The sequence below is a fragment of the Nocardioides sp. HDW12B genome (assembly GCF_011299595.1).
GTDB lineage: Bacteria > Actinomycetota > Actinomycetes > Propionibacteriales > Nocardioidaceae > Marmoricola_A.
On the sequence record NZ_CP049867.1, the window covers coordinates 1,291,018 to 1,315,757 of the forward strand.

The 24,740-nt window shown below is 72.8% G+C and carries 18 protein-coding genes; 8 read left to right on the forward strand and 10 right to left on the reverse strand.

What is annotated here, in order from left to right:
- Position 1: 1 nt before the first annotated feature.
- Genes G7072_RS06110 through G7072_RS06130 form a run of 5 tightly spaced genes read left to right on the forward strand, consistent with a single transcriptional unit; the run spans position 2 to position 7,574 of the window.
- Entirely contained in the window at positions 2–1,339 is a 1,338-nt protein-coding gene (locus G7072_RS06110; protein ID WP_166084724.1) for a glutamine synthetase family protein, read from the forward strand.
- A 26-nt stretch (positions 1,340–1,365) separates the two neighbouring features.
- Complete coding sequence (locus G7072_RS06115; RefSeq protein WP_166084725.1) at positions 1,366–2,100, forward strand: type 1 glutamine amidotransferase; 735 nt, start codon at positions 1,366–1,368, stop codon at positions 2,098–2,100.
- Positions 2,097–5,111, forward strand: a complete 3,015-nt coding sequence (locus tag G7072_RS06120; protein ID WP_166084726.1) for a bifunctional [glutamine synthetase] adenylyltransferase/[glutamine synthetase]-adenylyl-L-tyrosine phosphorylase — start codon at positions 2,097–2,099, stop codon at positions 5,109–5,111. The genes G7072_RS06115 and G7072_RS06120 overlap by 4 nt, the downstream gene beginning before the upstream one ends.
- A gap of 56 nt (positions 5,112–5,167) precedes the next feature.
- Positions 5,168–5,977, forward strand: a complete 810-nt coding sequence (locus tag G7072_RS06125) for a PTS sugar transporter subunit IIA (RefSeq protein ID WP_166084727.1) — start codon at positions 5,168–5,170, stop codon at positions 5,975–5,977.
- 22 nt (positions 5,978–5,999) lie between these two features.
- Positions 6,000–7,574 carry a PTS ascorbate transporter subunit IIC gene (locus G7072_RS06130; protein ID WP_166084728.1) on the forward strand — a complete coding sequence of 525 codons (1,575 nt, stop codon included), beginning with the start codon at positions 6,000–6,002 and terminating at the stop codon, positions 7,572–7,574.
- A gap of 33 nt (positions 7,575–7,607) precedes the next feature.
- On the opposite strand, the gene G7072_RS06135 is transcribed toward G7072_RS06130, so the two are convergent.
- Both G7072_RS06135 and G7072_RS06140 read right to left on the reverse strand, forming a co-directional pair.
- A complete protein-coding gene (locus G7072_RS06135; RefSeq protein ID WP_166084729.1) occupies positions 7,608–8,627 on the reverse strand; it encodes an asparaginase in 1,020 nt (339 codons plus the stop codon).
- Between the two features lie 86 nt (positions 8,628–8,713).
- The gene (locus tag G7072_RS06140) at positions 8,714–11,563 is read right to left on the reverse strand and encodes an alpha-amylase family glycosyl hydrolase (protein ID WP_166084730.1); all 2,850 of its coding nucleotides are present in this window, start codon (positions 11,561–11,563) and stop codon (positions 8,714–8,716) included.
- 281 nt (positions 11,564–11,844) lie between these two features.
- Between G7072_RS06140 and G7072_RS06145 the strand changes: the two genes are divergently transcribed.
- A complete protein-coding gene (locus G7072_RS06145; RefSeq protein ID WP_166084731.1) occupies positions 11,845–13,047 on the forward strand; it encodes a GAF domain-containing sensor histidine kinase in 1,203 nt (400 codons plus the stop codon).
- 99 nt (positions 13,048–13,146) lie between these two features.
- Here the strand turns inward: G7072_RS06145 and G7072_RS06150 are convergent, their stop codons facing one another.
- Positions 13,147–13,557, reverse strand: coding sequence for a DUF2237 domain-containing protein (locus tag G7072_RS06150; protein ID WP_166084732.1), 411 nt, complete (start codon positions 13,555–13,557; stop codon positions 13,147–13,149).
- 150 nt (positions 13,558–13,707) lie between these two features.
- Here G7072_RS06150 and G7072_RS06155 point away from each other — a divergent pair, with 150 nt between their 5' ends.
- A complete protein-coding gene (locus G7072_RS06155) occupies positions 13,708–14,628 on the forward strand; it encodes a universal stress protein (RefSeq protein ID WP_166084733.1) in 921 nt (306 codons plus the stop codon).
- A gap of 16 nt (positions 14,629–14,644) precedes the next feature.
- Here G7072_RS06155 and G7072_RS06160 read toward each other — a convergent pair whose 3' ends face one another.
- The 7 genes from G7072_RS06160 to G7072_RS06190 all read right to left on the reverse strand — a co-directional run bounded on the left by G7072_RS06160 (position 14,645) and on the right by G7072_RS06190 (position 22,932).
- Complete coding sequence (locus G7072_RS06160; RefSeq protein WP_166084734.1) at positions 14,645–15,268, reverse strand: response regulator transcription factor; 624 nt, start codon at positions 15,266–15,268, stop codon at positions 14,645–14,647.
- Positions 15,265–16,992, reverse strand: a complete 1,728-nt coding sequence (locus G7072_RS06165; protein WP_166084735.1) for an ATP-binding protein — start codon at positions 16,990–16,992, stop codon at positions 15,265–15,267. The genes G7072_RS06160 and G7072_RS06165 overlap by 4 nt, the downstream gene beginning before the upstream one ends.
- Positions 16,993–17,004: 12 nt before the next feature.
- Positions 17,005–17,712 (reverse strand): hypothetical protein, encoded by a 708-nt coding sequence (locus G7072_RS06170; RefSeq protein WP_166084736.1) that lies wholly within the window; start codon positions 17,710–17,712, stop codon positions 17,005–17,007.
- 75 nt (positions 17,713–17,787) lie between these two features.
- The gene (locus tag G7072_RS06175) at positions 17,788–18,849 is read right to left on the reverse strand and encodes an alcohol dehydrogenase catalytic domain-containing protein (protein ID WP_240917170.1); all 1,062 of its coding nucleotides are present in this window, start codon (positions 18,847–18,849) and stop codon (positions 17,788–17,790) included.
- Positions 18,846–19,757: a formylglycine-generating enzyme family protein gene (locus G7072_RS06180; RefSeq protein ID WP_166084737.1), complete on the reverse strand. Its 912-nt coding sequence runs from the start codon at positions 19,755–19,757 to the stop codon at positions 18,846–18,848. Before G7072_RS06180 ends, G7072_RS06175 begins: the two co-directional genes overlap by 4 nt.
- Complete coding sequence (locus tag G7072_RS06185) at positions 19,754–22,078, reverse strand: arylsulfatase (protein WP_206063302.1); 2,325 nt, start codon at positions 22,076–22,078, stop codon at positions 19,754–19,756. Before G7072_RS06185 ends, G7072_RS06180 begins: the two co-directional genes overlap by 4 nt.
- Positions 22,075–22,932 carry an IclR family transcriptional regulator gene (locus G7072_RS06190; protein WP_166084739.1) on the reverse strand — a complete coding sequence of 286 codons (858 nt, stop codon included), beginning with the start codon at positions 22,930–22,932 and terminating at the stop codon, positions 22,075–22,077. The genes G7072_RS06185 and G7072_RS06190 overlap by 4 nt, the downstream gene beginning before the upstream one ends.
- Before the next feature lie 100 nt (positions 22,933–23,032).
- Here G7072_RS06190 and G7072_RS06195 point away from each other — a divergent pair, with 100 nt between their 5' ends.
- Positions 23,033–24,625, forward strand: a complete 1,593-nt coding sequence (locus tag G7072_RS06195) for an ABC transporter substrate-binding protein (protein ID WP_206063303.1) — start codon at positions 23,033–23,035, stop codon at positions 24,623–24,625.
- Positions 24,626–24,740 lie beyond the last annotated feature (115 nt).

Below are 24,740 nucleotides of genomic sequence, written 5' to 3' on the forward strand. Positions count from 1 at the left end.
CATGGGTAAGCAGGAAGACTTCGTGCTCCGCGCTCTCGAGGAGCGCGACGTCCGCTTCGTGCGGCTGTGGTTCACCGACGTGCTGGGGTTCCTCAAGTCGGTGGCCGTCGCGCCGGCCGAGCTCGAGGGCGCCTTCGCCGAGGGCATCGGCTTCGACGGCTCGGCCATCGAGGGCTTCGCGCGCGTCTACGAGGCCGACATGCTGGCCAAGCCGGACCCGAGCACCTTCCAGATCCTGCCGTGGCGCGGGGACGGCCCGGCGACGGCGCGCATGTTCTGCGACATCGTGATGCCCGACGGCTCGCCGTCCTTCGCGGACCCGCGCTTCGTGCTCAAGCGCGGCCTCGACAAGGCCGCCGACCTCGGCTACACCTTCTACACGCACCCCGAGGTCGAGTTCTATCTGTTCAAGAACGTCCCGGAGCCGGGCGGCGAGCCGGTCCCGGTCGACCGCAGCGGCTTCTTCGACCACACCGCGCAGAGCAAGGGCTCCGACTTCCGTCGCGAGGCGATCACCATGCTCGAGCAGATGGGCATCTCGGTGGAGTTCAGCCACCACGAGGGCGGGCCCGGCCAGCAGGAGATCGACCTCCGGTACGCCGACGCGCTCTCGACCGCGGACAACATCATGACCTTCCGCACCGTCGTCCGCGAGGTGGCGCTCGGCCAGGGCATCTGGGCCAGCTTCATGCCCAAGCCGTTCACCACCCACCCCGGCTCGGGCATGCACACCCACGTGTCGCTCTTCGAGGGCGACCAGAACGCCTTCTTCGAGCCCGGCGCGCAGTACCAGCTCTCCCGCAGCGGTCGGCAGTTCATCGCCGGCCTGCTCAAGCACGCCTCGGAGATCACCGCGATCACCAACCAGTGGGTCAACTCCTACAAGCGGCTCATCGGCGGAGGCGAGGCACCCTCCTATATTTGTTGGGGTCACAACAACCGCTCGGCGATGGTCCGCGTCCCGATGTACAAGCCCAACAAGGGGCAGTCGACCCGCGTCGAGCTGCGCACCATCGACGCCGCCTGCAACCCCTACCTGGCCTTCGCCGCCATCCTCGGCGCCGGCATGAAGGGCATCCAGGAGGGCTACGAGCTGCCGCCCGAGGCCGAGGACGACGTCTGGAGCCTGACCGACCGCGAGCGCAAGTCGATGGGCTACCAGCCGCTGCCGAAGACGCTGGCCGAGGCGATCACGGTGATGGAGGAGAGCGAGCTGCTCGCCGAGACGCTGGGTGAGCGCGTCTACGACTTCTACCTGCGCAACAAGCGCGCCGAGTGGGAGCAGTACCGCGGTCAGGTCTCCGCCTTCGAGCGCGACCAGATGCTCCCGGTCATCTGAGAGGGCTCGACGAGCATGGGGCGATCATGAGGGCACCGCGCGTCCTGGTCGTGGAGCACGAGGAGGGCGCCCCCGCCGGTTGGCTGGGGGAGTGGCTCCTCGCGGAGGGCCTCGAGCTCGACGTGCGCCGCCCGTACGCCGAGAGCGGGCCCGGCCTCCCGGCCGACCTGGGCGAGCACGACGCGCTGCTCGTGCTCGGAGGTGGCATGGACGCCTGGGACGACGCCGGCCACCCGTGGCTCGCGCCGACCCGTGAGCTGGTCCGTCAGGCCGCCGCGCACGACGTGCCGACCCTGGGTCTGTGCCTGGGCCACCAGCTCGCGGTGCTCGCCCTCGACGGTGAGGTGGGCCGCAACCCCGCGGGCGCCACCATCGCGGTGATGCCGGTCGGGTGGCTCGACGAGTCAGTCGACGACCCGCTGCTCGGCGCCGTGACCGGCGCGACGCGTGCCTCGCACTGGAACGTCGACGTCGCCACCCGGCTGCCCGAGGGGAGCCGGGTGCTCGCCCGCACGCCCGACGACGCACCGCAGGCGGCGCGGCTCGCGGACGCGGTCTGGGGCGTTCAGTGCCACCCCGAGGCCGGGCCGGACATCCTCGCCCGCTGGGCGGAGGACGACGGTGAGCCCCACCGTGCCGCCGGGGTCGACGTCGACGGCTTCCTGGCCGACGCCGCGGAGTCTGCGGACACGCTGCGCGAGTCCTGGCGGCCCCTGGGGCGGGCCTTCGCCGACCTCGTACGACGAGCGGCGACCCGATGAGCGCCGGGCGCCCGGAGAGCCTGCGGAGCCGGATGATCCGGACCGGCTTCCTCGACTCGGCGCGCGGGGCACAGGCCTTCGAGCGGCTCGGCGGCTGGTGCGAGCCGCTGCTGGCGCTGCTGGCCCGCACCGCCGACCCCGACCTCGCCGTGGACGCCCTGGCCGACCTCGCCGAGCGGATCGGTCGCGACCAGGGCGAGGAGGCGCGACGCGCCTTCCTCCACGCGCTGATCGACGACGAGGGGTCCTCGATGCGCCTGCTGTCGGTGCTCGGGGCGAGCCGGGCGCTCGGGGACCACCTGATGCGCCACCCCGAGCAGTGGCGTGAGCTGACCGACCCCACCCTGGGCAGCACCCGCTCGCCCGGCTACGTCATGCGGACCACGCTGCTCGAGGCGGTCGGTGCCGACCCTGCCGACACCGCCCCGGTGGCGACGCTGCCGGACGCGGAGGCCGTCGACGCCCTGCGGGTGGAGTACCGCCGCATCGTCCTCCGGCTCGCCGCGCGCGACCTGGCCCACGAGGTGGGCGTGGACGACGTCGCGGCCGAGCTGTCCGACCTCGCCGCCGGCACGCTCGAGGCGGCGCTCGCGGTGGCCCGGGCCCGGGTGGGCGACGCCGCCCAGCAGTGCCGCCTCGCGGTGGTGGCGATGGGCAAGTGCGGCGGGCACGAGCTCAACTACGTCAGCGACGTCGACGTCATCTTCGTCGCGGAGCCCTGCGAGGGCTGCGACCCGGCGGAGGAGCAGCAGGCGCTGCGCGCGGCGAACCAGCTCGCCTCCCACCTCATGCGCGTGTGCTCCGACCACACCGGCGAGGGCACCATCTGGCCCGTCGACGCGGGCCTGCGCCCGGAGGGCAAGTCCGGCCCGCTGGTGCGCACGATCGCCAGCCACCAGGGCTACTACGAGCGCTGGGCCAAGCCGTGGGAGTTCCAGGCGCTGCTCAAGGCGCGGGCGGTGGCCGGCGACCTCGCCCTCGGCGAGCAGTTCGTCGAGATGGTCGAGCCCATGATCTGGAAGGTCTCCGAGCGCGACGGCTTCGTGGCCGAGGTGCAGGCGATGCGTCGCCGGGTCATCGACCACATCCCGGCCAAGGAGGCCGAGCGCCAGCTCAAGCTCGGCCACGGCGGGCTGCGCGACGTCGAGTTCGCCGTGCAGCTGTTGCAGCTCGTGCACGGCCGCACCGACGAGGCGGTGCGCGTGCCCACCACGCTGTCGGCCCTTGCCCGGCTCACCGAGCGTGGCTACGTCGGCCGCGAGGACGGTGCCGCCATGCACCGCGCCTACGCCTTCCTGCGCACGGTCGAGCACCGGCTCCAGCTCTACGGCCTCCGTCGCACCCACCTGATCCCCGACGACGAGGAGGGCCTGCGGCGGCTCGCCCGGTCGCTGGGCTACGTCAAGACGCCGGTCGAGGAGCTGCGTCGAGCACTGGCCGACGAGCGGCGCGACGTACGCCGCCTGCACGAGAAGCTCTTCTACCGACCGCTGCTCGACACCGTGGCGCGCATGTCGAGCCAGGACGTGCGGCTGAGCCCGGAAGCGGCGGCCGAGCGGCTGCACGCGCTGGGGTACGCCGACCCGAAGGCAGCGCTGCGTCATCTCGAGGCCCTGACGGCCGGGGTGTCGCGCCGCGCGTCGATCCAGCGTCAGCTGCTCCCGGCGATGCTCGAGTGGTTCGCCGAGTCGCCGGACCCGGACGCGGGACTCTTCGGCTTCCGGCGCATCTCCGAGGCTCTCGGGCGTACGCCGTGGTACCTGCGGACCCTGCGCGACGAGGGGGAGGTGGCCGAGCGGATGGCACGCATCCTCTCGGCCAGCCGCTACGCCACCACGCTGCTCGAGACCGAGCCGGCCGGGGTGAAGCTGCTGACCACCGAGGAGATGCGCCCGCGCGACCGGAGCACGCTCGAGGCCGAGATGCTGGCCACGGGCGGTCGGCAGGACAACCGTGGAGCCGCCATCACCCAGGTCCGCGCGATCCGGCGACGCGAGCTGCTGCGCGTCGCCGCCGGTGACCTCTCGGAGATGCTGCGGGTCGAGGAGGTCGGCGAGGCACTGACCGCCACCACCTGCGCGACGCTCGAGGCGGCGCTGTCCATCGGCGTCAAGGTCGTCGAGTTCGAGACGAAGAAGACGCTGCCGACCCGGATGGCCGTGGTGTCGATGGGCCGGCTCGGAGGCCACGAGGTCGGCTACGGCAGCGACGCCGACGTGATGTTCGTCCACCAGCCGCTGCCCGACGCCGACGCCCAGGCGGCCGGCCGGGCCGCGCAGGCGGTGGCACTGGAGATGCGCAAGCTGCTCGCGCTGCCCGGCGGGGACCCGCCGCTCGAGGTCGACGCCGGGCTGCGACCTGAGGGCAAGCAGGGACCGCTGGTGCGCACCCTGGAGTCCTACGCCGCCTACTACGCCAAGTGGTCCGACGCCTGGGAGGCGCAGGCGCTGCTCCGGGCCGAGGCGGTCGTCGGCGACCGCGAGCTGTGCGAGCGCTTCATGGCACTCGTCGACCCGCTGCGCTACCCCGCGGAGGGGATCTCGGCGACCGACGTGCGGGAGGTGCGCCGCATCAAGGCCCGCGTCGACAACGAGCGGCTGCCGCGCGGGGCCGACCCGGCCACCCACCTCAAGCTCGGGCGCGGCGGGCTCAGCGACATCGAGTGGACGGTGCAGCTTCTGCAGATGCGTCACGCCGGCGACATGCCGGAGCTGCGGACCACCCGCACCCTCGAGGGGCTGGACCGGCTGGCCGGGTGCGGCCTGCTGACGAGCGACGAGGCGACGACGCTGACGGACTCCTGGCGCCTGGTGAGTCGGATCCGCAACGCCATCACGCTGGTGCGCGGCAAGTCCTCGGACCAGCTGCCGCGCGACGTCCGCGACATGACGGCGCTGGCCTTCGCGCTCGGCTACCCGGCGGGGGAGAGCGACGAGCTGACCAACGACTACCTGCGCGCCGCCCGCCGGGCGCGGTCGGTCGTCGACGAGGTCTTCTGGAGCGACCGTTGACGGCTCGGCCGGATCCCAACGGTTTTGCAGGCGCGGCGACGGGGTAAGTGCGCACCGTGGCAGCCCTCTCCGAGCTGATCGAGCCCCGGGCCATCTCGTTGGACGAGAAGGTCGCGGACTGGGAGGCCGCGGTGCGCGCCGCCGGGCGGTTGCTCGAGGAGTCGGGCGTCGCCGAGGAGTCCTACACGCAGGCCATGGTCGACTCCGTGCACGAGAACGGCCCGTACATCGTGCTCGCGCCCGGCTTCGCCTTCGCTCATGCACGCCCTTCCGCCGCCGTCAGGCGCACCGGGATGTCGTGGCTGCGGCTCGCGGAGCCTGTCGAGTTCGGCCACAAGTCGAACGACCCCGTGAGCCTCGTGGTGGCGCTCGCCGCGACTGACAGCGCGACGCACCAGGGAGCGATGGCGTCGCTGGCTGGTCTCATCGGTGATCGTGACAAGAAAGCGGCGCTGGACGCCGCCGCGACTCCGGACGAGGTGCACCGGATCCTGCAGGCGGGTGACGGGCCGCAGACCAGGCAGTCGGTCGAGACGGAGCAGGCAGAGCGTTCTCGGCCGCGACGAGCCACGGGAACGACCCACGACCACATCCTGACCGTCTGCGGCAACGGCCTCGGCACCAGCCTCTTCCTCAAGAACACGCTGGAGAAGGTCCTCGACGCGTGGGGGTGGGGTCACCTGATCACCGTCGAGGCGACCGACACGGTCTCGGCACGCGGCAAGGTCAAGAGCACCGACCTCGTGCTGACCTCCGGCGAGATCGCCCGCGCGCTCGGCGACGTGGGGGTGCCGATGCGCGTCATCGAGAACTTCACCAGCACCGCGGAGATCGACAGGGTTCTTCGAGAGATGTACGACATCTGACGCGACAGGCAGGGACCGCACCATGGATTGGCTCGTCTCCATCGCACAGTTCATCGTCAACGAGATCCTGGCGGTGCCGGCCTTCCTCATCGGCATCATCACCGCGGTCGGGCTGGTGGCGCTCAAACGGTCGACCGGCCAGGTCGTCGGCGGCGCCATCAAGGCCACGCTGGGGTTCCTGCTCATCGGGGCGGGCGCCACGCTCGTCGTCGCGTCCCTGGCGCCGCTCGGCGCGATGATCCAGGGGGCGACCGGAGCACAGGGCGTCATCCCCACCAACGAGGCGATCGCCGGGATCGCCCAGTCCGAGTTCGGGGCGCAGGTCTCCTGGCTGATGATCCTGGGCTTCGCGGTCAGCCTGCTGCTCGCCCGCTTCACCCCGCTGCACTACGTGTTCCTGACCGGACACCACATCCTCTTCATGGCGACCCTGCTGACGATCGTGCTCGCGTCGGCGGACTACCCGGGCTTCGTGGTCGTCGGGCTGGGTGGTCTCGTGCTGGGCATCCTGATGGTGTCCCTGCCGGCCTTCGCGCACCCCTGGACGCGCCGCGTCACCGGTGACGACAGCATCGCCATCGGACACTTCGGCACCTTGGCCTACGTCGCCGGCGGGGCAGTGGGCGGGGCGGTCGGTCGACGGAGCCGGTCCACCGAGGAGCTGGACCTCCCCGAGTCGTTGCGGTTCCTGCGCGACTCCATGGTCGCCACGGCCCTGTCGATGGTGATCATGTATCTCGTCCTGGCCGTCGCCTTCCTGGCGCGCTCCGGTGAGGAGGAGGCCTTCGCCGCCTTCGACGGCGGTGCCACCGGGGTCGGCAACTACCTCATGCTGTCGGTGACCCAGGGTCTGCAGTTCGGTGTCGCGGTGGCGGTGATCCTCTTCGGCGTGCGGACGATCCTGGCGGAGCTCGTGCCGGCCTTCCAAGGCATCGCGGCCAAGGTCGTCCCCGGCGCGATCCCCGCGCTCGACGCGCCCATCGTGTTCCCCTACGCGCAGAACGCCGTGCTCATCGGCTTCATCGCCAGCTTCGTCGGTGGCCTGGTCGGGTTGGTCGTGCTGTCGGTGGCGCTCAACCCCTGGCTCGGACTGGCCCTGATCCTGCCGGGTCTGGTGCCGCACTTCTTCACCGGCGGGGCTGCGGGTGTCTTCGGCAACGCCACGGGCGGACGGGTCGGAGCCGCGGTCGCCGGTCTGGTCAACGGTCTCCTCATCACGTTCCTTCCCGCGCTGCTGCTCGAGGTCCTCGGGGACTTCGGCGACGCGAACACGACGTTCGGCGACACCGACTTCGGTTGGGTCGGCCTCGCCACCGGCTACCCCGCCCGGCTGGGATCGGTGGGCATCGCTCTCATCGCGCTGGTCGGGGCGGTGATCCTCGTCGGCGCCATCCTGTGGCAGAAGCGCGTCGTGGACGTCGGGTGGGACCCCGCGCCCTGGCGTGACGACCTGGAGCCCGCCGACCGACCTGACCTCGGTGACGGCGCCGGCACCGCCGAGCACGCGCCCGGTGACCTCGTCGTCGCCGGCTCCGGGTACGCGCCGATCCCACCCCCGAAGGGCGCCCCGATGCCTCCGCCTCCGCCGGAGCAGTAGCGGGGCCCTGTCGGCCGGGCGCCGGCCGCCGGCTCAGAACGCCGCGCGGACCTCGCCGACCGGGTGGCCCCCGCCACGCAGCACGTGGCGGCCCGTCGCCCGGACCGCCTCGGAGTCGACGCCCGGGTCGTCGAGCACCCCCAGCCGCTCCAGGGCGGCCGCCATCACGACCGGTCGGGCGCGGTCACCGCCGTCCTCGATCTTGAGCGCCACGGCACGACCGTCGGGCAGGGCCACCGCGTAGCACGCCTCGGCCCCCACCTTGCCGATGGCGCCGGGCAGGGCCGACAGGAGCGCCGCCTCGTCGCGACGCGTGCCGCTCACCAGGGTGGGGTGGCGACGGATCGCGTCCGCCACCCGCTGCTCCGGACCGTCGGCCGCGGTGGCCAGGCGGGCGAAGGCGCGGGCCAGCCCGGTCAGCGTGGTGCTCATCAGGGGCGCCCCGCAGCCGTCGACGAGCGTGGCCTCGACCGGCACGCCGGTCAGCTCCTCGAGCGTCGAGCGCACCGCGACCTGCACGGGGTGCTCGGGGTCGAGGTAGGTCGCCGTCGGCCAGCCGTTGACGACGCAGGTCGCCAGCATGGCGGCGTGCTTGCCCGAGCAGTTCATGGCGATACGGGTCCGCGTGCCCCCGGCGCGCACCACCCGGTCACGCTCCTCGGGGTCGAAGGGCCAGTCCTCGGGGGTGTGCAGGTCGGCCTCGCTCAGCCCCGCGCCGGCCAGGACGCGGCGGACCGCGTCGAGGTGCACCGGCTCGCCGGAGTGCGAGGCGCAGGCGATCGCCAGCAGGTCGTCGGGGAGGTCCAGACCGTGCCGGACCAGGGCCAGCGCCTGCAGCGGCTTCACGCAGGAGCGTGGCAGCAGGACCGCGTCCGGCGCCCCGAGGGACCAGGTGACGTCCCCCGCGGCGTCCAGCGCCACCGCTCGCCCGTGGTGACGGCCCTCCACCACGGCGCTGCGGACCACCTCGGCCACGACGACGGCCCCGGATCCGGCGACGTGGTCGGGCGAGGAGGGGGCCGACGGGACGGAGGACGGGGAGAGGTCGCTCATGGCGGCGAGTGTGCCAGCCCGGGAACGGCGGAACCCCGCCACCCCAGCGGGGGTGACGGGGCTCCGCGGTGCTGTCGCCGCTCGGCTCAGGGCTCGACGCGGGTGGCGGTGGCGTTCTTCGTCGTCTGGTTGAAGACGAACTCGTAGTCGCCGTCGGTCGGGACGACGAGGCGGTAGTCCCCGCCCCCGCCGTTGGGCCCGAAGCTGGTGTTCCAGTTGTCGTTGACGGGCACCTTCCAGAAGTAGTCGCCGGCGGGGATGCTCAGCACCCCGGTCCAGGTGCCGTCCGGCTGGAACTCCAGGTCCGTGATGTCGCACTCGGCCATCCAGTCGCTGTCGCAGCCCAGCTCCTCCTGGAAGCTGCCGGCGACCGTGACCGAGTCGTACGCCGGCTCGGGCTCGGCGACGCGCATCGTCACCGTGTCGCTGGTGACCGAGGGGAAGCCGGGTTCGAGGAGGACGGCGCGGTAGCGGACCCGGTCGCCGTCGGCCAGGCCGAGGTCGGGGACCTCGTCGTCGGTGACCCGGTACCACGGCGACGAGCGGTCGACGCCGATCGTCTCCCAGTCGCCGCCCGTGACGCTGCGCTCGAAGCGCACCCGCTGCGACGTCCGCTCGGGGTTGACCTGGGCCTCGACGAGCAACGGGTCGAAGCCGGTGATCTCGCCGGCGGTCGGGTTGACGATCTGGATGCTCGGCGACGGCACCTCGGAGCGGCGTACGTCGCTCATGCGCGCGTGACCGTTGTTGTCGGCGACGACGGCCCGGTAGCGGACCGGCGTGCGGGGGTCGTAGGCGGCGGTGTCGTGGAAGACCCGGAACGGTCGGTTGTCGTCGGTGCCGATGCTGCGCCAGCGCTCGCCCTCGGGCCGCGCCTGGAAGGTGACCTCGGCGTAGTCGTCGCCGGCCACGTCCGCCCCCACCTCGGTGCGGCTGCGGTCCGCGGTGCTGGGCGACGGCGAGCGCAGCTGGATGCCGGGAGCGCGCGACGAGAGCGGGATGCGCCGGTCGGAGCGGTAGACGGTGGCGGACACCCCGCCGCTCGGGACGGACACCGATCCGTCACGCGCCGACGTCAGCGACGCGGGGCCGTCGCCGTACACGCGGGTGAAGCCACTGCTGGGGACGAACGTCGTCACGTCGGTGGTGCGGTCCTCGTCGGAGGCGTTGACCACGACGACGTACTCGCGGCGCTTCTCGCGGTCGATGCGCGAGAAGGCGAAGGCGCCCTGCCCGGAGCGGGGCTGCATGACGCCGTTGCGCAGCGCCGGGTGCTCCTCGGTGAGGGCGGAGAGGTCGGCCAGCCCGGTGTAGAGCGGGTGGTCGGCGTCGAAGTTGTCGTCGTCGGGCGTCTCCTCGCTGCCGAGGTTGTCGTCGTCGAACGGACCGGCGTTCTCCTCCCAGTCCTCGACGGTGTTCTCGAACATGTCCTGGCGGGCGAGCTGGTCGCCGCCGCTGCCGGTGAAGCCCTGCTCGTCGCCGTAGTAGACGACCGGGTTGCCGCGGACGAGGTACATCAGCTCGTGGGCGAGGAGGTCGCGGTCGAGCAGCTCGTCCTCGGACGCGTCGGGGTTGTCCTGCTTGAGGAAGTAGCCGATGCGGCCCATGTCGTGGTTCCCGAGGAACGTCGGGAGCTGGTAGGCGTTGGAGTCGGCGTCGGTGTAGTAGTCGTCGTCGCGGAAGAACTCGACGAGCGCGCCGGCCCCCTGCTGCTTGGAGACGAAGTTGCGGGCCGAGGCCTGGAAGCCGAAGTCGAGGATCGCCTGCATCTTGTCGCGGGTGACGAACTTCGACAGGAAGGCCTTGCCGGCCTCGGTGGTGCGGTCGTCGTAGACCTCGCCGAACATGTAGAAGTCCGGCTTGCCGTTCTGACGGGCGTACTTCAGCACGCCGGGGCCGAACTCCTGCCAGAACTCGTCGTTGACGTGCTTCATGGTGTCGATGCGGTAGCCGTCGATGCCGATCTCGGAGACCCACGTCTGGTAGATCTCCTCCATGCCGTCGACGACGCGGGGGTGCTCGGTGAAGAGGTCGTCGAGCCCGGCGAAGTCGCCGTACTGCTGGTCCTCGTCCTCGCGCTGGAAGTCGGTGTTGCCGCGGTTGTGGTAGTACCGCACGTCGTTGAGCCAGCCGGGGACCTTGAGGTCCTCCTCGCCCTCGTCGAGGGTCGGCAGGTAGGGGAAGGACTCCTCGGCGTCGAGCGGCGGGAAGTCCTCGTCGCCGGCGTACTCGCGGTCGTCGAACGGGTTGCCGGAGGCGTCGCGGTAGGGCTCGACGTCCTTGCTGAGGTAGCCCTCACGGGCGTTGCTCTCGTAGCTGATGACGTCGGCGGTGTGGTTGGTGATGATGTCGAAGAACACCTTCATGCCACGGGCGTGCGCGGCCTCCACCAGCGCCGCCAGCTCGGCGTTGGTGCCGAGGTGGGGGTCGATCTGGGTGAAGTCGGTGATCCAGTAGCCGTGGTAGCCGGCCGAGCCGTCGGTGCCGGTCGGTCCGTCCTCGGACTGCACCGGCTTGTTCTTGAAGATCGGGGTGAACCAGATCGCCTCGGTGCCGAGGCCCTCGAGGTAGTCGAGCTTGTCCTGGAGGCCCTGGATGTCGCCACCGTGGTAGAACCGCTTGCTCGCGGGGTCGAACCCGTGGTCGCGACGGTCCGTCGTGCCGTCGTCGTTGAGGTCGCCGTAGCCACCGGTGTCGTTGGTCTCGTCGCCGTTGTTGAACCGGTCGGCCATGACGAAGTAGAAGTTCTGGTCGGTCAGCGCGTCGCGCAGGGACGGCTTCGCGATGCGCTCCGCGAGGGTGGCGCGGCTCGACGCCGCAGCCTTCTCGGCGGCAGGCCGTCCGGCGGGTGCGGACTGGGCGGGCTGGGCGGACAGGACGAGGGCGGTGGACGTCGCGGTGGCGACGAGGAACGCGGTACGGCGTGGGGGTGTCACGTGATCTCCCGGGGTCGAGCGAGCGGGGAAGGGGTCGGGGTCAGGAGCGGGGGCGATGGTCAGCCGCCGAGGCGGCGTGGTGCAGGTCACAGGACGCACCGGGACGAAACGCTACAACCGACAACGCGCGATCCGGCCGCCATCCGGGCCCGCTGCGCGGGCGTGTCGCGGTGCTGTCCCGCGGGTGGCAGCGGGACCGGCACCGTGGGGGTTTCGGGACCAAGGGCCCCGCACCCGGCGAAGCCGGACGACGGTTCGGACCGGTGCTGCACAGTGGCGGGGTGACGGACCCGTGGTCGATCCCAGCGCAGGTGGCGCGGGTCGAGGAGATCAGTGCGCTCGGCGCCCTCGAGCCCGACACCGTCGCCCCCGACCTCCAGTCCCTGCTCGAGCTGGCCGTGCAGTTCTGCGGCGTGTCGAGCGCGGCGGTCAACATCGTGACCGAGGACTCCCAGCACCAGATCGCCGTCGTCGGGGTGGAGGCCACGGTCTGCACCTCGGCCGAGTCGATGTGCGCCGTGGTGCTGGACCAGCCGACCCTGTCGGTGGGCAACACCGTCGAGGACCCGCGCTTCGCGACCAACCCCTTCGTCGACGGCCGCCGAGACGAGCTGCGGTTCTACGCCTCGACCCCGCTGATCTCCTCGCGCGGGGTGGTGATCGGACGCTTCTGCATCTTCGACACCGAGCCGCGGACGCTGACCGGCGACCAGGAGGACGCCCTGGAGGTGCTCGCCGCCCGGGGGATGGACCTGCTGGAGCTGCGGCGGCGCACCCGCGACCTGGAGGCCTCCAACGCCCGGCTGTCCGACTTCGCCAGCCAGGTGGGGCACGACCTGAGCTCGCCGCTGGCGGCGATGCTGCTCTACCTCGAGCTCGCCCAGGAGCAGCCCGAGGTGGTGGCGGGCTCGGCGCTGCACGGCATGCTCAGCAGGACCGCGGCGATGACGCGCCGCATGGGCATGCAGATCGAGGGCATCCTGCGCAGCGCCCACCAGGAGGTGCCCGTCGACCTGCAGCAGGTCGACCTGGGCGACGTGGTGGACTTCGTGCTCGTCGACCTCGCGGCGGCCATCGCCGGCAGTGCGGCCGAGGTCACCCGCGGCGACCTGCCCGTGCTGCGCGCCGACCCGGAGCAGGTCTACTCGCTGATGCTCAACCTCGTGTCGAACGCGCTGAAGTTCACGCGGCCGGGCGTCCCCGCGCAGGTCCACGTGACGGCCGTCCTCGAGGCGGCGACGCCCGGTGACCCGGAGGGAGCGGACGGCGTGTGGGTCGTCGACGTGACCGACGAGGGTCGCGGGGTGCCGGAGGCGGACCGGCAGCGGGTGTTCGCCCGCTACACCCGCGGGCACGAGCAGGACACCGTGGGGCACGGCATCGGCCTCGCCACGGCCCGCGGCATCGCCGAGGCGCACGGGGGCACGCTCACGCTGCACCCGCGTGACACCGGCACGCTGATGCGCCTGCGGCTGCCCGCCTGAGCCAGGCGCCCGAGACGGGGCGCCGGCGAGCCGACCCGGCGGGGAGCGAGGTCAGGGGGCGGTGTCAGGGGCGGGGTCAGGGGCGGGGTCAGGGGCAGGTCAGGGGGCGAGCGCGCCCGGGTCGGGCGGGACGTCGACCGCGTGCTGGCGCAGTGCTTCGAGCGGCACGATGCGCAGCACCGCTCGGTTGGTTGAGGCGAGCACGACCGGTGCGGCGACCCCGTCGGCGTACGCCCGGGCCCAGTTCCGCGCGGTGACGCACCACCGGTCCCCGGGCGTCAGCCCCGGGAACCCGTACGCCGGCATCGGGGTGGACAGGTCGTTGCCGATGGAGCGCTGGTGCTCGAGGAACTCGGAGGTCACCACGGCGCAGATGGTGTGGCTGCCGCGGTCCTCAGGCCCGCTGGAGCAGCAGCCGTCGCGGTAGAAGCCCGTCATCGGTTCGGTGCCGCACGGCTCCAGCGGCGCGTCGAGGACGTTGAGCTCCGGGCGCTGCGTCGGCTCCGTCATGCACCCAGCATCGCGCACGGCTCCCACCCGCTCCACGCAGGTGCGGGCCGCTGGTCGTCCGCGCGGTTGACGAACGGCCCTGTCCCGGCCGGACGTGGGGGCGGGACGGTGGGGACGGAGCGGCTCTCCGCCAGCCGCCGAGGAGGGACCATGTCGACCACGCCGAGCACCTCGGCCGCACCGAGCTCGCGCCCGCTCAACGGGAACGACCGGGTCACCGTCACCGTCGCCGTGGACGGGACGGCGTCGGACCGTCCCGTGCTCCGGGTCGCCGTCGCGGAGGCCCAGCTGAGGGGGGCGGAGCTGCAGGTCGCGCACGTGGCGCCGCCGTACGCCGCTGCCGAGCCGACCCATCCGCTGGGCGGCCTCGACCTGTCCGACGTCGGCCGCGAGATCCTGGACGCGGCGCGCACGGAGGTCGAGGCGCTCGGCCACGCCGGGGTGGTGCGCTCGACGCTCGTGACCGGTCACCGCGTCCCCGAGCTGGTCGAGCTCAGCGAGGGCAGCGGCCTGTTGGTCGTGGGCCGCGGCGGGCACGGACGGGTCGTGGGTCTGCTCGCGGGCTCGGTCGCCGTCGGGCTGGCCACCCACGCCCGGTGCCCCGTGCGGGTGGTGGCCGCGGACCGGAGCAGCGCGACGGCCCGAGCCCCGGTCGTCGCCGGGATGTCGCGCGAGCTGGACGCGGAGGTGCTCCTCGCCCACTCCGGTGACGCGGCCGTGCGCGCAGGGACGTCACTCGTGGTGCTGCACGCCTGGCACCTGCCCAGCCCGTACGCCGACCGGGTCGAGGGGCGCACCCACAGCGGGTGGTGGGCCGATCGGGCGCGCACCATGGTCGAGACGGCCCTGGAGCCGGTGCGTCAGGCCTGCCCGCACCTGGAGGTCGAGGTGCAGGTGGTCCACGACGACCCGGCGGTGGCGCTGCTGCACGCCTCGCGTGACGCGACGCTCGTGGTGCTGACCCGCCCGCACGACCGACGTATCGTCGGTGGGCACCTGGGACGGGTGGCGCGTCAGGTGATGGCCGGCAGCCGGTGCCCGGTCGACGTGGTGCCGCCGGGGGAGCACTGAGCGCGGGCCACGGGGCTCACGCGCCGCTCAGCCGCCGGACCTCTCGGGCCGCCTCGTCGCGCGTGGCCGCACCGAGCTTGAGCAGCACCGTGCTGACGTAGTTGGCCACGGTCTTGCGTGACAGGCACAACCGCGCCGCGATCTGACCGTTGCTCAGCCCGCGTCCGACCAGGTCGGCGACGTCCTGCTCGCGACGGGTGAGGGCATCCAGCACGGTTGGTGCGGTGCTGGGCGCGGCTCGCATCGGCGGTCTGCTCACCCCGGCCCCGAGCCAGAGGGCACCGGTCAGGACAGCGTCGAGCGCACCGATGATCTGCTCCGGGTCCGCCTGCTTGGACACGTAGCCACTGGCCCCGGCCTCGAGGGCGCGGACGACCGAGGCCTCGTCGTCGAACAGCGTGATGACCAGGACCCGGGTGTCGGGGTACGCCGCGCAGATGTGTGCCGTCGCGGCGAACCCGTCGGTGAGGGGCATCGACAGGTCCATGAGCACGGCGTCGGGCCTCTCGGCGGCGACGACCGCGATGGCCTCCTCGCCGTCGGCGGCCTCGCCGGCGACCTCGTGGCCCTCGGCGCGCAGCAGGGCGCTGACCCCTCGGCGGAAGACGGGATGGTCATCGACGACCACGACGCGGCTCACGGCAGCTCCAGGGGGAGGACGACGACCAGGCGGGTGCCGCGGGCTGCGCCGTCGTAGCGTGCCTCGCCGCCGACCTCGGCCGCACGCTCTGCGATGGAGTGCATGCCGACGCCCGCTCGGGTGGCGGGAGGGAGCCCGGTCCCGTCGTCCTGGACCACGACGTGGAGGGCTCGGTCGTCGAGGGTGATCTCGACGTCGACGCAGCGCGCCCGTGCGTGCCGGCGGGCGTTGCTGACGGCCTCGCCCACGATGGCCAGCGCGGCCAGGTCGACGGCGGCCGGGAGGTCGAGCTCGTCGGGGGCGAGCACGCGGACGTCGAGGTCGGGGGTGCCCGGGGCCGAGGGCTGAGTCGTGCGGTCGACGATCGCCGCGACCAGCCCGTGGTCGTCGAGGATCGGTGGGCGCAGGCCGTAGGCGAGCTCCCGTGACTGCACCATCAGCCGCTTGACGTCCTCGTGCATCTCGCCCGCCTCGGGCAGTCCGGTACGGCGAGCGAGGGCGGCGGCCGACAGCGACAACCCGGAGAGGGCGGGGCCGAGATCGTCGTGCAGGTCACGCCGGAGGCGGCGACGCTCCTCCTCGCGCGCCGCGATCACGCGCTGGCGGGACTCGGCGAGCTCCATCGCGGCACGGTCGCCGTGCAGCGCCGGCGCCGCGTGCCGGGCGAGCGCGACCACGACGTCGAGGTCCCGACGGGTCAGGGCCGTCTCGCCGGGGCGGGGCGGCACGGTCAGGGTCGCGAGCTGGGCGCCGCGGTAGTCGACGGGGACCTCCATCACGCGGGACCCGGCCGGCGACCCGACCGGCTCGAACCAGTCGCCCCGGATCCCGCCGCCGTCGAGGCGGAGGGCGTCGGTCACCGCGCCCAGGACGATCCCGGGCACCGACTCGTCGGCAGCACGTTCGGCGAGCCGGGCCAGCAGCCGGGAGACAGCGGCGTCGGCGGAAGGTCGACCCCGGTACACCACCCAGTCAGCGATCCTCCGGCCGGCGAGGACCACTGGCGGCGACGCCGCACCCACACCGATGGCGCCGGCCCACCCGCCGAGGAGCGCGCCGAGGACGGCGTACACGAGGGCGAGGAGGGGGACCACGACGAGGGCCGCGAGGGTGACGTAGAGGGCGCGGTCCACGTCGACGCGGCGCGGGGCGAGCACGGCTCCGCCCAGGCACAGCACCAGCGGCAGCGTGGCGAGGTGGGCGCCGACGACCGCGCCGGCGCTGCCCACCCCGATGGAGCCGAAGGCGACCTGCACGGTCGCGAAGGCCGCACCGGTGAGCAGGGAGCCGAGGATGACCCAGCGCACCGCCTGCCTCTCTGCCGTCGTGGAGCGCCGCCGGTAGCGGTGCACCTGGGCGAGCAGCAGCGCCGTCTGCGCGGTGGCGAAGGTCGGCCACCACGGCAGCTCGCTCCAGGCCCCGCCGCTGCGGATGTCGCCCGCGGTGAGGACGGCTGACACGACCACCGGGACGACCATCCAGCGGGGCACGAAGCGTCCGTCCGGGAAGACGGCCACGAGGAGCGGGAACGTGGCGAACCAGCTCGCCGGGGGGAGCACGTAGGCGAAGCCGAGCAGCACCAGCACGACCGCGAGGGCCCCGAGGAGGTTCGCGGCCGGGCGCGGCGCGCGCAGCTGGTGGACCGCGACCACGAGCGCGACACCCAGCGCGACGGCGGGTGACACCGTCTCGCTGGCGCGCACGTACCAGTCCTGCTCAGGCACAGGTCGATGGTGTCACCGTCGGGACCGCACGAGGAAGGCGCAGCCGAGCACCAGCAGGCACAGCATGGAGCTCACGGCCCACCACGGCGAGCTGAACGGCTGCGCGAGCCCGGCCACGGGGGCGAGCAGGGACAGTCCGGCCACCACGGCGCTCGGTCGGCCCACGACCCCGGCGCGGCGCGCGGTGGTGACGAGCAGCACGGTCCACAGGGTGAAGCCGACGGCGAAGAGCACGATGCCGCCGGTGATGTCGAGGAAGGTCCCCTCGAGGGCCAGCCGCTGCAGCTCGGGATCGTCGGTCAGGTCCGGCAACCCGGCGCCGATCGAGGTGTAGAGACGGAACGACTCGGACGCGACGACGAGCCAGGCGACCCCCGACACCACCCCGCCCACGAGTCCCACCTGCTGGGCGACCGAGGCCGCCCCGGCACGCGCCCGGAGGAGCTGCCAGGTCGCCAGGACGAAGACGAGCGTGCTGATGCCGATGGCCGTGAAGATCACCACCTCGATCACCCCCGTCCAGCGCGACGCCTCGATGTCGGCCCAGGCAGGGCTGTCGGGCGCTCCGGAGGCCGCGGTCAGGGTCACCAGGACCGGCTGGCCCATCCAGGCCAGGGCGGCGCCGACCCCACCGAAGCCGGCGGTCCGCAGGAGCCGGCGTTCCATGTCCGGGGCGAGGGTCGGGGTCGTGCCGGTGTCGTGCAGGTCGGGCGTCGTCATGGTCAGCTCCTCGGGTCGGACGACTCGTACGCCGACCTTGGCGCGCCCCGATCCCGGGACGACAGTGAGAAGCGATCACGGATCCCGCGGGTCGATGAGCGTGATGCCTGCCGCGGTGCTCCGGTCCGGACGGGGGAGTGCGGCTGCTGCCTCCTGCAGCCCGACGACCCGCCTGACGAGGTCCTGCGGGCGCAGCACGCCGCGCTCCACCAGCGCCATCATCGCCGGGTAGTCGACCGCGGCCATGCCGTGGCTGCCCAGCAGGCTGAGCTCCCAACCGATGACGCGGTCCATCGGCAGCCGCGGGCGCCCGGTCGCCGCCGGGAGCAGCCCGATCTGGACGTGGCGTCCCAACCGGCGCAGCGACGTGATCGCGGCGGTCGCCGTCTGCTCGCTTCCCACGGCGTCGACGCTCACGTGGGCGCCGCCGTCCGTGACCTCGTGGACGGCCGCGGCGACGTCGACGCCGGGGTCGGCCGGGATCGCGTGAGCCGCCCCGTGGTGCCGGGCCAGCTCCAGGGCCGCCTCGTCGCGGTCGACGGCCACCACCGTGGCTCCCCGGGCGGTGGCGATCTGGACCACGCTCAGCCCGACCCCGCCGACCCCGACGACCACCACCCGCTCGCCGCGCTGCAGGCGGGCGCGGTCCACGACACCGCGGTAGGCCGTCGCGTAGCGGCACCCCAGCGCGGCGGCCGCGTGCATGCCGACGGCGTCGGGCAGGGCGACCAGGTTGGTGTCGGCGGCGTGGATCACGACCTGCTCGGCGAAGGATCCCCAGTGGCTGAAACCGGGCTGCTGCTGGTCCGGGCAGACCTGGGCCTGGCCGGCGGCACACCACGAGCAGGCGCCGCAGCCCTCGACGAAGGGGGACGTGACCCGGTCGCCCACCCGCCAGCCGCGGACGCCCTCGCCGACGACATGCACGGTGCCGGCCAGCTCGTGTCCGGGCACGTGGGGGAGCGTGACGTCGTCGTGGCCGGCCCACGCGTGCCAGTCGCTGTGGCACAGCCCGGTCGCCTCGACCGCCACCACCACGCCTCCCGGCGGCGGCTGCGGGACGGGCACCTCGTCGACGTACGGCGTGCCGCGGATCTCGTCGTACACGACGGCCCGCATGGTCGGGGCGCCGCTCATGGCGCCGGGTCCGCGGCGAGGCGGAAGCCGAGGTTCCCGGCCGTCGAGTCGGGGGAGTGGGCCTGCCGGGCGGAGGTGCGGTAGCGACGGCAGTACGACGCGTGGCAGAGGTAGGAGCCGCCCCGGCTGACCCCGTCGGGGGCGCCGGCCGACCACGCTCCGGCGCACCACTCCCAGACGTTGCCGCAGGCGTTGTGCAGCCCGAGGCCGTTGGGCGCGAAGGCGTCGACCGGGCACGTCCCGCGCCACCCGTCCGCGCCGATGTCGTGACCCGGGAAGGTCCCCTGCCACACGTTCATCCGGTGGGTGCCGTCCGGCTCGAGCTCGGAGCCCCACGGGAACGGCTCACCCTCCAGGCCGCCCCGGGCCGCGTGCTCCCACTCGGCCTCGCTCGGCAGGCGCCCACCCCGCCACGCGGCGTACGCCTCGGCGTCGCGACGCGACACGTGGACGACCGGGTGGTCCGGGCGCCCGCCCACGTCGGACTGCGGGCCCTCCGGGTGCGCCCAGTCGGCGCCGCGGACCTCACGCCACCAGGGTGCCGCGGCGACACCCCGGGTGGGCGGGAAGTCGTCGGGCAGCAGGCCGCCGAAGACGAAGGACGTGCCGAACGCCTCGGCGTCCGTCCGGTGGCCGGTGGCCCGCACGAAGGCGTCGAACTCGGCGTTGGTGACCGCGCAGCGACCGATGGCGTACGGCGCCACCGTGACCTCGCGCACCGGCCACTCCTCGGGGTGATCGGGGTCGTCGCTGCCGACGCGCGTCACCCCGCCGGCGACCACGACGAGGTCGAGCGACGGGTCCGGCGGGCGGCGCGTCGGCCGGACCGGACCGGCGGGGACGCCGGCACCCGCGACCGGCCGGGCGGCCGCGGCGTCGGGCCCCGACGGGGTGCAGCACCCGCTCACTGGTGGATCAGGACCGCGCGCTCCCGGCCCTCGGGGGTGCCGGGGTCCGCCACCTCGTCGAGGTCGAAGCGCACCCGGTGGATCAGGCCCTCGTAGCGGTTGCGCACCGGCAGGTAGTCGTCGACCACCGGGGTGCCGCGGTCGACCCCGACGTTGAAGGTCTCGTCGAAGGAGAAGTAGTAGGCCGTCGTGGCCGGGATCCGGCCGGTGCCCACCATGGCGCCGTCCACCTCCAACGACACGGCCGCCCCGCTGCCGGGAGGACCGCCGTCGTAGTCGAAGCGCACCACGAGGTCGTGGCGTCCCGGCAGCATCGGCTTGCCGCCGCGCACGACGGTGAGGTCGCGACCCACGAAGTTGTAGGCGTAGTGCGGCACGCCGCCGACGACGTAGAGCGACCAGCCGCCGAAGCGCCCGCCCTGGGCCACCACGACCCCGCTCGTGCCGGTCACCAGCTCGAGGTCGGCGGTGATGACGTGCGAGCGGTTCTTGACGTTCGGCGCGGTCTCCTCGGTGAGACGCCCGACGCGGGGGCCGAACGACAGCGACGAGCGTCCGAGGTGCAGGTCGAGCCGGCCGGCGACCTCGGGGTTCTCACGCTCGGTGACGCGGTCGTCGAGGGGGAGGACGTGGAAGCGCTCGGCCTCCCGCAGGAAGATGTCCTGCAGCTCCTTCAGCTTCTCCGGGTGCTCGGCGGCGACGTCGCGGGCCTGGCTCCAGTCGGCGGCGTGCTCGTAGAGCTCCCAGACGTCCTCGTCGAACGGCACGCGCCCACCGCCGACCATCTCCCACGGGACACCGTGACGCGTGACCGCGGTCCAGCCCTCGTGGTGGACGCCGCGGTTGCCGATCATCTCGAAGTACTGCGTGGTGTGGCGGTCCGGCGCCTCGGCGTCGTCGAAGGTGTAGTGCAGGCTCGTGCCCTCGACCGGCTGCTGGGTGACCCCGCCGAACGTCTCGGGCACCTCGAGCCCGGTCGCCTCGAGGATGGTCGGCAGCACGTCGATGACGTGGTGCCACTGGTGCCGGACCTCGCCGCGGGCGGCGATGCCGTTGCCCCACCGCACGATCATCCCGTCGCGGGTGCCACCGAGGTGCGCGACCTGCTTGGTCCACGGGTACGGCGTGTTCATGGCCAGCGCCCACCCCGCCGGATAGATCCCGTACGTCGTGGGGTCGCCCAGGGCGTCCAGGCGGGCGGCCATGTCGGCGGTCTCGTCCTGGATCCCGTGACCGACGAGGTGCTCGCGGAAGGTGCCGCGCGGACCGCCCTCGCCGGAGGCGCCGTTGTCGCCGAGCAGGTAGAAGATCAGGGTGTCGTCGAGCACCTCGAGGTGCTCCAGCGCGTCGACCAGGCGGCCGATCTGCACGTCGGCGTGCTCGGCGAAGCCGGCGTAGGTCTCCATGAAGCGCGCGCCCACCCGCTTCTCGGTCTCGTCGAGCTCGTCCCAGTGCGGCACCCCCTCGGCCCACGGCGCCAGCTCGGTGGACTCGGGGAGCAGGCCGAGCTCCTTCTGCCGGGCCAGGGTGCGCTCGCGCTGCGCGTCCCAGCCGTCGTCGAAGCGCCCGGCGTACTTCTCACGCCACTCGGGGGCGACGTGGAAGGGCGCGTGCGTCGCGCCGAGCGCGACGTAGGTGAAGAAGGGGCGGTCCGGGGTGATCGCCTGCTGGTTCTCGATCCAGGAGATGGCGTGGTCGACGAGGTCCTCGGTGAGGTGGTAGCCGTCCTCGGGGAGCCGGTCCGGCTCGACCGCGTAGCGGCCCTGGTAGAGCTGCGGGTACCAGTGGTTCATCTCGGCGCCCATGAAGCCGTAGAAGTAGTCGAAGCCCTCGCCCATCGGCCAGCGGGGGAAGGGGCCTGAGGGGCTCACCTCCACCGGCGGGGTCTGGTGCCACTTGCCGATCGCGGCCGTGCAGTAGCCGTTGCCGCTGAGGATCTGGGCGATCGTGGCGGCGCTCGCCGGGCGGTAGCCGTGGTAGCCGGGCTCGGGCGTCGACATCTCGCTGGTGACGCCCATGCCGACGGAGTGGTGGTTGCGTCCGGTCATGAGCGCCTGCCGGGTCGGCGAGCACAGCGGCGTGACGTGGAAGCGGCTGTAGCGCAGCCCCTCGCCGGCCAGCCGCTCGGCCGTCGGCATCTCGCACGGCCCGCCGTACGTCGACGAGGCACCGAAGCCCATGTCGTCGATGAGCACCACGACCACGTTGGGCGAGCCGGTGACGGCCTCGACCGGACGGATCGGACGGGCCGTCGTGTCGACCTCGAGCGGCAGGCGGGTGCGATCGCGACCGCTCCCAGGCTGCCTGTCACGTGCACTCACCGGGTGGGACCTCCTGGGCTCGCGGGGACCGCGGGCGCGCCGCCCGGGTTGCCCGTCGCCTCATGATGGGCCCCCGCGCGACGCCGGGCGACCTCCGCCGCGCCGGAGAGGGCGAGCCGTCCCAGCGACTCGAAGCGGTCCGGGGTCAGCCGCTCGCCCGGGCCCCAGAGACTGACCACGGCCACCGGCCGGCCCACCAGGTCCAGGACCGGCGCGGAGACGCCCCAGGCGGAGCTCTCGAACTCGCCGCGGCACACGGCGTACCCGTGGGCCCGCACCTGCGCCAGCTCGTCCTCGAGCGCGGCGTACGACGTGATCGTGGTCGGCGTGTGCCGGGGCAGGGGCTGGTCGGGGGGCAGGCCCAGGAGCGCGCGACGCTCCTCGTCGGGGGAGAAGGCGAGCAGCACCTTGCCGGTCGAGGTGGCGTGGAGGGAGACCTCCTGGCCGAGCCAGCCCGCGGCGACCACGCCTCCTGCCGGGGCCTCGGCCACGTAGGTGAGCGTGCCGTCGCGGACGACCGCGAGCGCGGCCGTCTCCTGCGCCTGCGCCGCGAGGTCACGCAGCACCTCGCGGGACTTCTCCGCGAGCGCGGTGCCGGAGGCCTGGTCGGCGAGGGCCAGCAGGGCAGGCCCGAGCACGTAGGTCCCGCGGGCCTCGTCGCGGCGCACCAGGTCCTCCTGCTCGAGCGTGGTGAGCAGGCGCCACGAGGTGGTGCGGTTGAGGCCGACGGCCTCGCCCAGGGCGGTCGCCGTGCCGTCGGGACCGGTGGCCGCCGCCACCGCGCGCAGCAGTGCCGCGGCGCGCACCACCGACTGCACACCCGCAGCCGCTGGCCTCAGCTGTGATGCCGACATCGGAAAACCCGGGCCCTTCAGTCGTTGACCGTCTCTTCCCCGCCCTCTAAGTTGCAAATATCCACCGGCCGTTCGCATTGCGCAACAGGGGAGTCACGACGTGAACCAGAACGAGCGCCGCACCTGGCAGATGTCCCGCCGAGAGCTTCTCCGCTACTCCGGCATCAGCGCCGCAGCCGTCGCCGGCAGCAGCTTCCTCGCGGCGTGCGGGGGTGACAGCGGTGGAGGCAGCGGCTCCGGGGGGAGCGGTGGCCCGCAGGGCAGCGGGGGCCTGCTGATCCACGGCGCGACCGGCGGTGGCAGCAAGGACACGCTCGACCCGCACGCGCCCGTGACGAACCCGGACATCGCCCGTGTGAGCAACCTCTACGAGCCGCTTTTCTTCTGGAACAACAATTATGAGCTCGAGCCGGCGCTCGCCGAGTCGATCGAGGGCTCCAAGGACGCCACCGAGTGGACGATCAAGATGCGTTCGGGCGTCACCTTCCACAACGGCAAGACCGTGACGGCCGAGGACGCCTGGTTCAGCATCCAGCGTGTGGCCGACCCGAAGGCGCCGCTCTCGGCGGGTGGTCAGCTGTCGCAGATCATCGACTTCGACGCCACCAAGGTCGTCGACGAGACCACGTTGAAGCTCGTGCTGAACACGCCGTACGCGATCCTCGACTCGCTCCTCGCGGAGTACACGCTCGGCATCATCCCCACCGACTTCGACATCAAGAACCCGGTCGGCACCGGCGCCTTCGCCTTCAAGTCGTTCGACCCCGGCAAGACCAGCACCTTCACCAAGTACGCCGACTACTGGGGCGACCCGGCCTTCGTCGACGAGCTGCAGATCCAGGACTTCGCCAACGACAGCGCCAAGGTCAACGCGCTGCAGGCCGGTCAGATCCAGACCGTCGACAACCTGCCCTACAACCTCATCGAGACGATCAAGGGCGCGGGCGGCGGCGTGCTGGTCTCCGACACCGGTGCCTGGGTGCCCTTCACGATGCGCGTCGACGTCGCGCCGTTCGACGACGTCCGCGTCCGCCAGGCGATGCGTCTGATCGTGGACCGTCAGCAGATGATCGACCAGACGCTGAGCGGCTACGGCTCGCTGGGCAACGACCTCTACGCCCCCTTCGACACGGCCTACGCGAGCGACCTGCCCCAGCGCGAGCAGGACATCGACCAGGCCAAGTCGCTGCTCGCCTCGGCGGGTGCCGAGGGCCTCCAGGTGGAGCTCTTCACCGGCGACGACATCGGCTCCGTCGCTCCCGCGGCGGCCAACCTCTTCGCCGAGCAGGCCAAGGCGGCCGGCGTCGAGGTCAAGGTCACCAAGAAGACGCCGTTCTACGACGACGACTACCTGTCCTACGCCTTCGCCCAGGACTTCTGGAACACGCGCAACTACATCCCGCAGGCCGTCGTCGGCACGTTCCCCCCGGACCAGGGCGGCACCTACAACGAGACCCACTGGGACAACGAGGAGCACCGCAACCTCGTCAACGCCGCGGCGAAGGAGCTCGACGAGGCCAAGCGCACCGAGCTGCTCCAGCAGGCCCAGGAGATCGAGTACGAGGAGGGCGGTCTCATCGTCTGGGGCTTCCGTCAGCAGGTCGACGGCTACGCCCAGGGCGTCCAGGGCATCGAGGAGAGCAAGTACCTCCCGCTCGGCTCCTACAAGTTCCAGAACGTCTCGGTCCAGTAGGGCCGGGAGGGGAACCCGGAGATGACTGATGTCGCGACAGCCTTGCCGGATCCTCTCGCGAGGGTCACCCCGCCGAAGGGCCGCCACGGGGCGGCCGCGTGGGCGATGTGGATCG